The following is an 11,539-nucleotide window of genomic DNA, read 5'->3' as shown; positions in this document are numbered from 1 at the left end:
ATCCTTCCGGGCGCGCCATTTGATATAGAACGAAGCCTCGCTAAACGCGGGGCTTTTTTCGTTGGCGCAAAGGCTGGAGGGAAGGATTCGAAGCTCCGACAAGTCAACATGGTTCGGCGAGACGGCGCAGCCGGCTCGCATGCCGCCGCGCTGCGGCGGCACCCGAAGGGCGAGGCCCGGATGGGCCGAGTCATCCTTCCGGGCGCGCCATTTGATATAGAACGAAGCCTCGCTAAACGCGGGGCTTTTTTCGTTGGCAGGCGCCGCGACTGCGAAGACGCCTCAGCTCCGCCCTCGCGCCCTGCGGACTCAGCGCAGGCTGATCCAGCCGGTGCTGCCCTGCTCCGTGGTCACCGCGTAAAAGCCGGTGGTGCCGCGCGGGGTGCCGACCACGGTCACGGTGCTGCCCTCCGGCAGCATCTGCGAGCTGGGCTTGCCGTCGGTCTCGCTGGTGAACAGGGTGGCTGCGGGCAGACGCAGGCGCTCGCCGATACCCACGCTGGGCAGCGCGGCCTTGGCCAGGCTCTCGGCCTGGCGGCTGTTGACCTCGCTGAGCGCGGTCACGCGCTGCTGCAGCTGCGCGAGCTGCTCCTGCGCGTCCTTGGCGTGCTGACGCTCGCTGGCCAGGGCCATGGCCTGCTCGAGATTTTTCTGGTGCGCCGCCTGCAGTTCCTGCTGCAGCGCCTCCAGCTTGGCCTGCAGCTGCAGGCTGGTCTGCCTGACCGCCCCCAGTTCGCCGGCAACTTTCTCCTGGCCCTGCTTGTAGACCAGCGACTGCTGATAGTTGTAATCCAGCGCGCCGCTGGTGCTCTTCAGGCGCTGGCCCAGCTCGCTGTTCTCGCTGCGCAGCTGGTTGTAGCGCTCGGCCAGATCGGCATAGCGCTGCCGCTGCGCGGCCAGCTCATGGTCCGAGGATTCGATGGTGCGCCGCGTGGACGAGGCCAGGGTGTTGCATTGCTCGATCTGCTTGGCCAGTTGCTGGCGCAGATCGGCGACTTCATCGCCCGCTGGCGCATCCTCGGCGGCCTGCGCGAGGGACCAAGGCAGCAGAACTGCGGCAAAAACGACGATGGCGGCAAGCGGATTTCGCTTCACGGGGGGACTCCATCTGGTTGGGCGGCAGGCGCGATCAACCCGTCAACAAAAGGGCGTCGCGGGGCGACGCCCTTTATAGACCCGGAGTCTGAATCGCAACTGATTCCTGCCGCAATCCCCGACCGATACGCAAGATCGGCGCCGCCAGGCCTCAGGCGGTCCTGGCTTCCTCCAGCCCGAAAGCCTTGTGCAGGGTGCGCACCGCCAGTTCCAGATACATCTCGTCGATCACCACCGAGATCTTGATCTCGGAGGTGGAGATCATGCGGATGTTGACGCCCGCAGCCGCCAGGGCCTTGAACATCTGCGAGGCGATGCCGGCATGGCTGCGCATGCCCACGCCCACCACGGAGACCTTGACGATGTCGGTGGCGCCGGCCACGCCCTTGGCGCCCAGCTCGCCCGCCACCTTCTTGATCACGGCCAGGGCCTTGTCGTGGTCGCCGCGCGAGACGGTGAAGGTGAAGTCGGTGGTGCCGTCGGCGCCGACGTTCTGCACGATCATGTCGACTTCGATGTTGGCGTCACCCACGGGGCCCAGGATGGCCGCGGCCACGCCGGGCTTGTCCGGCACGCCGGTGACGGTGATCTGCGATTCGTCGCGGCTGAACGCGATGCCGGAGATGAGCGGTTCTTCCATCTTGCTGTCCTCAAGCGTGATCAGGGTGCCCGGGCCGTCCACGAAGGTGGACAGCACGCGCAGCGGGACCTTGTACTTGCCCGCGAATTCAACGGAACGGATCTGCAGGACTTTCGAGCCCAGGCTCGCCATCTCCAGCATTTCCTCGAAGGTGATCTGATTCAGGCGGCGGGCCTTGGGCTCGACGCGCGGATCGGTGGTGTAGACGCCGTCCACATCGGTGTAGATCTGGCATTCGTCGGCCTTCAAGGCCGCCGCCAGCGCCACGCCCGTGGTGTCCGAACCGCCGCGGCCCAGCGTCGACACGCTGCCGTCCTCGGTGATGCCCTGGAAGCCCGCCACCACCGGCACGATGCCGGCACGGCAGGCGGCGAGCAGCGCCTCGGGCTCGATCTTCTGGATGCGCGCCTTCATGTGCGCGTCGTCGGTGCGGATCGGCACCTGCCAGCCCGTGAAGGAGCGGCTGGGCACGCCCATCTTCTGCAGGGCGATGGCCAGCAGCGCAATCGTCACCTGCTCGCCGGTGGCGGCGATCTGGTCGAACTCGCGGGCGCTGCCCTTCGGATCGATGGCCTTGGCGAGCTTGAGCAGGCGATCGGTCTCGCCCGACATCGCCGACACCACCACCACCACCTGATGCCCTTGCTGATGGAAGGACGCCACCTTGCGCGCGACATGCTCGATGCGCTCCACCGAGCCCATCGAGGTGCCGCCGTACTTCTGAACGATAAGTGCCATGTCTGCTTCTTGGTGCTTGCTGCTGCCCTTGGGTAAGACGGGTTGCGCTGATCGCTGTAACCCGCCGTATGAACCGGTGGGTTACGCGCTGCGCGCTGACCCACCCTACAACTTCGTTTCGATCCAGCCGGCAATCGAGGCGATCGCCGTATCGAGGTTTTCCGGCTGCGTGCCGCCGGCCTGCGCCATGTCGGGACGCCCGCCGCCCTTGCCGCCCACCTGCTCGGCCGCGAACTTCACCACATCGCCGGCCTTGAGCCTGGCGGTGAGATCGTTGGTGACACCGGCAATCAGGCTCACCTTGCCGTCCTTGGCGCTGCCCAGCAGCAGCACGCCGGAACCCAGCTTGTTCTTGAGCTGATCCATCAGGGTGCGCAGATCATTGCCGTCCACGCCATCGACGCGCGCGGCCAGCAGCTTCACGCCCTTGATCTCGCGCGCCTGCGCGAGCAGATCGTTGCCGGCGCTGGAGGCCAGCTTGCCCTTGAGCGCCGCCACTTCCTTTTCCAGCTGCTTGCCGCGTTCGAGCAGCTGCTCGATCTTGGCATTCACGTCGTCGGCATTGCCGCGCAGCAGCTCGGCGGCGGACTTGAGCTTGTTCTCGGTGGCGCGCAGATAGGCCAGCGCGTTCTCACCGGTGATGCCCTCCACGCGGCGGATGCCGGCCGCGACGCCGCCTTCGGAGACGATCTTGAACAGGCCGATGTCGCCGGTACGCGTCACATGCGTGCCGCCACACAGCTCCGTGGAGAACTCGCCCATGCTGAGCACGCGCACCTCATCGCCGTACTTCTCGCCGAACAGGGCCATGGCGCCGCTGGCGATGGCCTCGTCGTACTTCATGAGCTGCGCGCTGACCGGCACATTGGCCAGAATCGCACGGTTCACACGGTCTTCGATCTCGATGATCTGCTCGGCGGTGACGGCTGCGTTGTGCGAGAAGTCGAAGCGCGTGCGCTGATCGTCCACCAGCGAACCCTTCTGCGCGACATGGGTGCCCAGCACCTCGCGCAGCGCGCGATGCAGCAGATGCGTGGCGGAGTGATTGCGCATGCTGGCGCGACGCACGCTGGCCTTCACCTCGGCGCGCACGCTGTCGCCGACTTTCAGCCTGCCCTGGCTCAGCACACCGTGATGGCCGAACACCTGGCCCTTGATCTTCTGGGTGTCACGCACTTCGAAGCGCAGACCGTTCTCGCCGCCGCAGGCCGGCGGCGGACGCAGCGAGCCCTGATCCCCCACCTGGCCGCCGCTCTCGGCGTAGAAGGGCGTGCGATCCAGCACCACCACGCCCGCCTCGCCCGCGTTCAGGCTCTGCACCGGCTGGCTGTCGCGATACAGGGCCAGCACCTGCACATCGTCCCAGAGCTTGTCGTAACCGATGAAGCAGGTTTCGGCGCCTTCGTAGGCCAGCGTGCCGCTGGCCTTGAAGCTGCTGGCGGCGCGGGCGCGCTCGCGCTGCGCTTCCATCTCGCGCTCGTAGCCGGCCTCGTCGATGGCCAGTTCCCGCTCGCGCGCGATGTCGGCGGTGAGGTCCACCGGAAAACCGTAGGTGTCATAGAGCTTGAACACCACCGCGCCGGGGATGGTCTTGCCCTCGAGCCTGGCGATGGCTTCGTCCAGCAGCTTCATGCCATTGCCCAGGGTCACCGCGAAGCTGTCTTCCTCGACACGGATGGTCTTCTCAATCTGCGCCTGCTGCGCGCGCAGCTGCGGATAGGCCTCGCCCATCACCTCGGCCAGCGGCGCGACCAGCTGCGAGAAGAAACCTTCGGCCAGACCCAGCTTGTAACCGTGGCGGATGGCGCGGCGCATGATGCGGCGCAGGACGTAGCCGCGACCTTCATTGGACGGCAGCACGCCGTCGGCAATCAGGAAGGACGTGGCGCGGATGTGATCGGCGATGACCTTCTGCGAGGCATTGGCATAGGGCTCCTGCCTGGCGAGCCGCGCCACCGCGCCGATCAGATGCCGGAAGGTGTCGGTCTGGTAGTTGTCGTGATAGCCCTGCATCAGCGCGCTGATGCGCTCCAGGCCCATGCCGGTGTCCACGCTGGGCGCCGGCAGCGGCGTGAGCTGGCCATCGGCACTGCGCTCGAACTGCATGAACACCACGTTCCAGATTTCGATCCAGCGGTCGCCGTCTTCCTCGGGCGAGCCCGGCGGGCCGCCCCAGATGCCCTTGCTGCCATCCGGATCGTGGTCGTAGAAGATTTCCGTGCAGGGGCCGCAGGGGCCGGTATCGCCCATCGCCCAGAAATTGTCGGAGGCGTACTTGGCGCCCTTGTTGTCGCCGATGCGCACGATGCGCTCGGCCGGCACGCCCACGGACTGGTTCCAGATCGCGTAGGCCTCGTCGTCGCTCTCGTAGACCGTCACCAGCAGGCGGTTCCTGTCGATGCCCAGCCAGGCCGGCGAGGTGATGAATTCCCAGGCGTAGGCGATGGCGTCCTGCTTGAAGTAGTCGCCGAAGCTGAAATTGCCCAGCATCTCGAAGAAGGTGTGATGCCGCGCGGTGTAGCCGACGTTTTCCAGGTCGTTGTGCTTGCCGCCGGCACGCACGCATTTCTGGCTGCTGGCGGCGCGCGTGTAAGGGCGCTTGTCCTGGCCGGTGAACACGTCCTTGAACTGCACCATGCCGGCATTGGTGAACAGCAGGGTCGGGTCATTGCCCGGCACCAGCGAGGACGAGGGCACGATGGTGTGGCCCTTGCTCCGGAAGAATTCCAGGAACTTGGCGCGCAACTCGTTGCTGGTCATGGCGTGAGGGATTTGGATAGGAACGCAAAAAGGGGCGTTATGGTAGCCAAGCCATTGACTTATCGCCAATCCGCGCCGCCCGCGACGACCGCTAGAATGCCCGCGCCATGACCCGACTCAAACTTGCCTGCCTGCTGCTGCTCGCCCTGCTCGCCGCCTGCGCCACGCCACAGAGCGCGCCGCCACCCGCCGAGCTGCCTCCGATCGCCGCGCCGGTCCCGCCGCCGCCACCGAAAATCGCCCTGGTGCTGGGCGGCGGTGGTGCGCGTGGCTTTGCGCACGTGGGCGTGCTCAAGCTGCTGGACATCCAGGGCCTGAAACCGGATTTCATCGTCGGCACCAGCGCCGGCAGCGTGGCCGGCGCGCTCTATGCCTCCGGCATCAACGGCTTCGACCTGCAGCAGATGGCTTTCGAGCTGGAACGCGCGACCATCACCGACTGGTCGATGTTCGGCAAGGGTCTGATCCGCGGCGACGCCCTGCAGGCCTTCGTCAACCAGCTGGTGCACAACAAACCCATCGAGCAGCTGGCGATTCCCTTTGCCTGCGTGGCCACGCGCGTGGACACCGGCCAGGCGGTGCTGTTCCAGCGCGGCAACCTGGGTCAGGCGGTGCGCGCCTCGTCCTCGGTGCCCGGCGTGTTCCAGCCCACCGTGATCAATGGCGTCGAATACGTGGACGGCGGCCTGGTCAGCCCGGTGCCGATCCGTTACGCGCGGCAGATGGGCGCCGACATCGTCATTGCCGTGGACGTCTCCACGCCGCCCAACAGCAGCGCCACCACCGGCAAGCTCGATGTGCTGATGCGCACCTTCGAAATCATGGGTCAGTCGATCCGCGAGGCCGAGCTGCCACAGGCCGATGTGATCATCCGCCCGGACCTGAGCAAGATCGCCTCCACGGACTTCGACTCGCGCCAGCTGGCCATCCTGCAGGGCGAGCGCGCGGCGCTGGCGGCCATGCCGAAGATTCGCGAGAAGCTGGGCGCACGGCTGCCGCCACCCCTGAATCGCGATGCGGTGCCGACCGCGATGCTGCGCTGAAAGTAAGGAGCGTGAGGCGAAAAGAATCAGGTCCAGGCGCTAGCCAGTCTCGGAAAAGCGGTTTTGCGCCTCTGCCTGATTCTTGAAAAAACGGAAGCGGCTCTAGGGCCTGTTGACCATCACTTTGCGCGCTGCGGCGGAGGCTGCTTTGGCGCAGGGCAAGGCGGCAGACGCGCGGCTTGGTGATTCCAAGCCAGCGGCTGCCAACGCCGCCCTGCGCCAAAACAGCCCCGTCCCTTCGGGTTGCGCCAGAAATCGCGCCATGCGGCGTTGCGAAACTTGGCCTTGGAAGCACCAAGGCCCGCGTTTCGCGCCCTGCCTGGCGCGATTTCTGGCAGCAACGCAGCGGGCAAAGTGATGGTTGACAGGCCCTAGTCCTCGGACGCTTCCGGCAGATCCTCTTCCACACCGCGCGGCCGTTTTAGCACGGCGCGGATGCTCTCGGCCTCGAAACCGCGCGTGCTCAGGAAGCGGTACTGCTTCTGCCAGTCGGCCGCGTCGCGGGCCTGCGTCTTGAATTTGCGCCGCCAGGCCTGCGCGCAGAGCGCCGCCCAGTCGTCCTCGCTGCGCTCGAAAATCTCGCGGATCTGCGCCGCCGGCACGCGTGCGGCTTCCAGCTCGGCGCGGATGCGCCGCGGGCCATAGCCCTGCTCGGCGCGGTTGCGCAGCAGCATCTCGGCGTAGCGGGCGTCGGACTGCCAGCCCGCCTCGCGCATCGCCTGCACCGCCTGTTCGGCGACTTCGCGCTCGGCGCCGCGTTGCTGCAGCTTGTGCGCCAGCTCGGCGGCGCCGTGTTCGCGCCGGCCGAGCAGTTTCAGCGCACGACCCCGCGCGGCGCCGGCATCCAGCGGCGCGCGCTTGCCGCCTTTACTTGAGGGCCGCTTCCGCACGCGCAGCGCGTTCCGGATTGAGCTTGACGCGGATGGCCTGCTCGATTTCGTCGGCCACTTCCGCATGCTCCTTGAGATAGCTGCGGGCGTTGTCCTTGCCCTGGCCGATCTTCTCGCCCTTGTAGGAGAACCAGGCGCCGGATTTTTCGACCAGCTTGTGCTCGACGCCCAGGTCGATCAGCTCGCCCAGCTTGGAGATGCCTTCGTTGAAGAGGATTTCGAACTCCGCTTCCCGGAACGGCGGCGCCAGCTTGTTCTTGGCGACCTTGACCCGGGTCTCGTTGCCCACCACCTCGTCGCCCTTCTTGATCGAGCCGGTGCGGCGGATGTCCAGGCGCACGGAGGCGTAGAACTTCAGCGCGTTGCCGCCGGTGGTGGTTTCCGGCGAGCCGTACATCACGCCGATCTTCATGCGGATCTGGTTGATGAACACCACCAGGCACTTGGAGCGCGAAATATTGCCGGTGAGCTTGCGCAGGGCCTGCGACATCAGGCGCGCCTGCACGCCAACGATGGAATCACCCATCTCGCCTTCGATTTCCGCCTTCGGCACCAGGGCCGCAACCGAGTCGATGACGATGATGTCCACGCTGTTGGAACGCACCAGCATGTCGACGATTTCCAGCGCCTGTTCGCCGGTGTCGGGCTGGGAAATCACCAGGTCCTCGACCTTCACGCCCAGCTTCTGGGCGTAGTTGACGTCCAGCGCATGCTCGGCGTCGATGAAGGCGGCCACGCCGCCGGCCTTCTGGCACTCGGCCACCGCGTGCAGGGTGAGCGTGGTCTTGCCCGAGGATTCCGGGCCGTAGATCTCCACCACACGGCCGCGCGGCAGACCGCCGATGCCCAGGGCGGCGTCCAGGGTCAGTGAACCGGTGGAGATCACCTCGACGTCGCGCAGCTGCTCGCCGGGGGCCATTTTCATGATCGCGCCCTTGCCGAACTGCTTTTCGATCTGCGACAGCGCGGCTTCCAGGGCTTTGCGGCGATTCTCGTCCATAGCGATGTGCGTCCTTCGAAGAAATAAATACGAGTTGAAAGTGTCCAGGCCCGCATTGTCGGCAGCCCCTGGCTCAGAAGCTGAGCCAGGGTGGCCACTGCGGATACTGTATTTTTACACAGATACGCCCGCAAATGTTCGCGCCGGCCGGCCCGCGACTGCCAAATGCCGCACAGGCCGGGCGCAGCCCGCGCTCAGAAGCCCAGATCGAGTTGCGGCGGCGGCGAACTGGGCGGCGCCGTTGCGGCGGCACCGGTCAAGGGCCAGCGCCCGAGAATTTCGTACTCCAGGGGCTGACGGTCCAGCCGGCTGCGGATCAGCACGAAGTCCTGCACGGCCCAGCGGATGGGCGTCACCGGCGTGGGCGGCAGCACGCGCCGCGCATCGCGGGCGATGGTCAGGTGCGGCACGAAGCGCATGCGCTCCACCGGCACCTGCGCGCGCGCCATGGCTTCGCGCAGGCGCTCGTGCAGCTGCGTGAGTGCCTCCGGCGGCTGGCGCGGCCCCAGCCACCAGGGCACGGATTTGTTGCGGAAGCTGCCGGCCTGATCCAGACACAGCTCGAAGGGCGCGGCGCGCAGGCCCTCGGCGGCACGCAGGGCCGCCTGCTCGTGCTCGGGCCGGACCTGATCACCGAGAAACAACAGGGTCAGGTGATAGCGCTCGGGGCTGCTCAGATAGCCGCCGGGCTGCAGACGCAACTGCAGCTGCCGGGCCGCCTCGCGGCTGGCGCTGCGCGCGGCCTCATCCGGCCACAGCGCGAAAAACAGGCGGTTGAGCTGCATGACTCAGCCGGCCTCGCCGATGCGGTAGAGCAGGCCTTCCAGCGCCGCCTGCGCGGCCTGCGCGCGCACGCTGGCGCGGTCGCCCTCGAAGCCGAAGCGATGCGCCTGCGGCCTTTGCCCGCGCTGAATCCAGGCGATCCACACCGTGCCCACCGGCTTGTCCGGCGTGCCGCCGCCGGGCCCGGCGATGCCGGTGACCGCGACACCCCAGTCCACCGGGCAGGCGCGCAGCAGACCGCGGGCCATGGCCTCGGCGCAGGCCTGGCTGACCGCACCGTGCTCGGCCAGCAGCACCGGCTCCACACCCAGCAACTCGGTCTTGGCCAGATTCGAATAAGTGACCAGACCGCGCTCGAACCAGGCCGAAGACCCGGCGCGGTCCGTGATCTGCGCGGCGATCATGCCGCCGGTGCAGGACTCGGCGGTGGCCAGCCATTCGCCGCGCGTCTGCAGCGCCTGCGCCAAGGCGGCGATCAGTTCATCGCTCATGGGCCGCAGCTCCCGCGTCGCCGACGGGCCTTGCATACGGATACGAAACAGACTGTGTGCGCATGAGGTTTCATGCCGCTGATTTTACCGATGCCCGAGGATGCGATAATGGCAGGTGCCCCTCATTACTTTCGGACCAGACATCATGAGCCAGGATCCCATTGTCATCACTTCCGCCGTGCGCACCCCCATCGGCGGCCTGCAGGGCATGTTCGCCGGCATCCCGGGCACGCAGCTGGGCAGCATCGCGCTGGCGGCCGCCGTGCAGCGCGGTGGCGTCAAGCCCGAAGACGTGCAGGAAGTGATCATGGGCTGCGTGCTGCCGGCCGGTCTGGGCCAGGCGCCGGCGCGTCAGGCCGTGCGCGGCGCCGGCCTGCCGGATGCCGCAGGCGCCACCACCATCAACAAGGTCTGCGGCTCGGGCCTGAAGGCCGTGATGCTGGCCAATGACCTGATCAAGGCCGAATCGGCCGAGATCGTGCTGGCCGGCGGCATGGAGAGCATGAGCAACGCGCCTTACCTGCTGCCCAAGGCGCGCGGCGGCTACCGCTTCGGCCACGGCGAGGTGCTGGACCACATGGCGCTCGACGGCCTGGAAGACGCCTACGAGAAGCGCACGCCCATGGGCCTGTTCGCGGAGCGCTGCGTGGAGCGCTACGGCTTCACCCGTCAGATGCAGGATGAGTTCGCGCTGAGCTCGCTGTCGCGCGCCAAGAAGGCCAACGAGGACGGCAGCTTCGACTTCGAAGTGGTGCCGGTGGAAGTGCAGGGCCGCAAGGGCTCGGAAACCATCAGCCGCGACGAGCAGCCGTTCAAGGCCAGCCCCGAGAAGATTCCCTCGCTCAAGCCCGCCTTCAAGAAGGACGGCACGGTGACCGCCGCCAATGCCAGCTCCATCTCCGACGGCGCCTCGGCGCTGCTGCTGATGCGGCTGTCGCAGGCCGAGAAGCGCGGCATCAAGCCGCTGGCGCGCGTGGTCGGCCATGCCACGCATTCGCGTCTGCCTTCGGAATTCACCATCGCGCCGGTGTATGCGATCAGCAATCTGCTCGGCAAGATCGGCTGGACCGCGGCCGGCGTGGATCTCTGGGAAATCAATGAAGCCTTCGCCTGCGTGACCATGGCTTCGATGGTGGACCACAAGCTGCCGGCCGAGCGCGTCAATGTGCACGGCGGCGCCTGCGCCCTGGGCCACCCCATCGGCGCCTCCGGCGCGCGCATCCTCACCACCCTGATCGGCGCGCTGCGCAAGACCGGCGGCAAGCGCGGCATCGCCTCGCTGTGCATCGGTGGCGGTGAAGCGGTGGCGCTGGCGGTGGAAATGATCTGAGGCGCGCCGCGCTGAAGACGGACGCAAGGCCGCACTCGCAGGAGCGCGGCCTTTTTCTTGGGCTGCATCTCGTGCAGTCATGTGGCTGCTGCCTGCCACGCGCACTCACTCGTAGGGCGGGTTAGGCGCGATAGCGCCGTAACCCGCCAGAGCTTTACCGTTTGTTGCTTGGGGTATCTCTCGATCTATTGCCTCGTTCGTCCGCCCTCCGGCGGCCGACTCACTTCTCTTTGCTTGTGCAAAGAGAAGTAAGCAAGAGAAAGCACACCCCGGCTCTGGCGCCGGCTGCGCCGGTGCCTTCGCTGTGCAACGTGCTCGGGGCCGTTGCAGACGCGCCATCCATGGCGCGGCTGCAACTGAGCTGCCCTTCCTGGGCAGCTCTCCCCTGCGCTCGCCGCACAGCTCAGCGCCAGAGACGGGGACCCCAAAGTCAAAAGCCACAGCAGCTTCGCGCGCGAAGCGTCGCTGCGCTGTTGCTTTTGCCCTACCCCCCTTTGCCTCGCACCGAGCAGCGCAGCGAGCGCAGGGGAGAATCGAACAGGATGTTCGATTCAGTTGCATACAGGCCATGGAGGGCCTGTATGCGACGGCCCCGAGCACGTGAGCAGCGCAGGCTTCCGCCGCCGCGACAGCGGCGACGGATGCGAGGCGTAGGGCGTGCTTTCTCTTGGGTACTTCTCTTTGCACGAGCAAAGAGAAGTACCTCGGGCGCCGGAGGGCGCACGAAACCAAGGCCAGATCAGCAAACAAACCAAGCAACAACCAGCAA

General features: G+C 66.8%; 9 protein-coding genes. 2 read left to right on the top strand and 7 right to left on the bottom strand.

Annotation, left to right across the window (positions count from 1 at the left end):
• Positions 1-309 precede the first annotated feature (309 nt).
• The 3 genes from BMY12_RS19320 to alaS all read right to left on the bottom strand — a co-directional run bounded on the left by BMY12_RS19320 (position 310) and on the right by alaS (position 5,233).
• Complete coding sequence (locus tag BMY12_RS19320; protein WP_093289606.1) at positions 310-1,095, bottom strand: SH3 domain-containing protein; 786 nt, start codon at positions 1,093-1,095, stop codon at positions 310-312.
• 151 nt (positions 1,096-1,246) lie between these two features.
• A complete protein-coding gene (locus BMY12_RS19315) occupies positions 1,247-2,473 on the bottom strand; it encodes an aspartate kinase (protein WP_093289605.1) in 1,227 nt (408 codons plus the stop codon).
• Positions 2,474-2,578: 105 nt separating this feature from the next.
• Positions 2,579-5,233 carry an alanine--tRNA ligase gene (gene alaS, locus BMY12_RS19310; RefSeq protein ID WP_093289603.1) on the bottom strand — a complete coding sequence of 885 codons (2,655 nt, stop codon included), beginning with the start codon at positions 5,231-5,233 and terminating at the stop codon, positions 2,579-2,581.
• Between the two features lie 107 nt (positions 5,234-5,340).
• Between alaS and BMY12_RS19305 the strand changes: the two genes are divergently transcribed.
• Positions 5,341-6,276 carry a patatin-like phospholipase family protein gene (locus BMY12_RS19305; RefSeq protein WP_093289602.1) on the top strand — a complete coding sequence of 312 codons (936 nt, stop codon included), beginning with the start codon at positions 5,341-5,343 and terminating at the stop codon, positions 6,274-6,276.
• Positions 6,277-6,647: 371 nt separating this feature from the next.
• On the opposite strand, the gene BMY12_RS19300 is transcribed toward BMY12_RS19305, so the two are convergent.
• From BMY12_RS19300 to BMY12_RS19285, 4 genes are all read right to left on the bottom strand, one after another.
• Positions 6,648-7,166, bottom strand: a complete 519-nt coding sequence (locus tag BMY12_RS19300) for a regulatory protein RecX (RefSeq protein WP_245732641.1) — start codon at positions 7,164-7,166, stop codon at positions 6,648-6,650.
• Positions 7,144-8,166 carry a recombinase RecA gene (recA, locus tag BMY12_RS19295; RefSeq protein ID WP_093289599.1) on the bottom strand — a complete coding sequence of 341 codons (1,023 nt, stop codon included), beginning with the start codon at positions 8,164-8,166 and terminating at the stop codon, positions 7,144-7,146. The genes BMY12_RS19300 and recA overlap by 23 nt, the downstream gene beginning before the upstream one ends.
• Before the next feature lie 194 nt (positions 8,167-8,360).
• Entirely contained in the window at positions 8,361-8,951 is a 591-nt protein-coding gene (thpR, locus tag BMY12_RS19290) for an RNA 2',3'-cyclic phosphodiesterase (RefSeq protein ID WP_093289597.1), read from the bottom strand.
• Positions 8,952-8,954: 3 nt separating this feature from the next.
• Positions 8,955-9,440: a CinA family protein gene (locus BMY12_RS19285; protein ID WP_093289595.1), complete on the bottom strand. Its 486-nt coding sequence runs from the start codon at positions 9,438-9,440 to the stop codon at positions 8,955-8,957.
• A 145-nt stretch (positions 9,441-9,585) separates the two neighbouring features.
• Between BMY12_RS19285 and BMY12_RS19280 the strand changes: the two genes are divergently transcribed.
• On the top strand, positions 9,586-10,770 hold the full coding sequence (locus BMY12_RS19280) for an acetyl-CoA C-acyltransferase (protein WP_093289594.1): 1,185 nt from the start codon (positions 9,586-9,588) through the stop codon (positions 10,768-10,770).
• Positions 10,771-11,539 lie beyond the last annotated feature (769 nt).

The sequence above is a fragment of the Solimonas aquatica genome (assembly GCF_900111015.1).
GTDB classification, from domain to species: domain Bacteria; phylum Pseudomonadota; class Gammaproteobacteria; order Nevskiales; family Nevskiaceae; genus Solimonas; species Solimonas aquatica.
The sequence above is the reverse complement of the archived record's forward strand: the minus strand, read 5'-3'. Positions and strand labels throughout refer to the sequence as shown.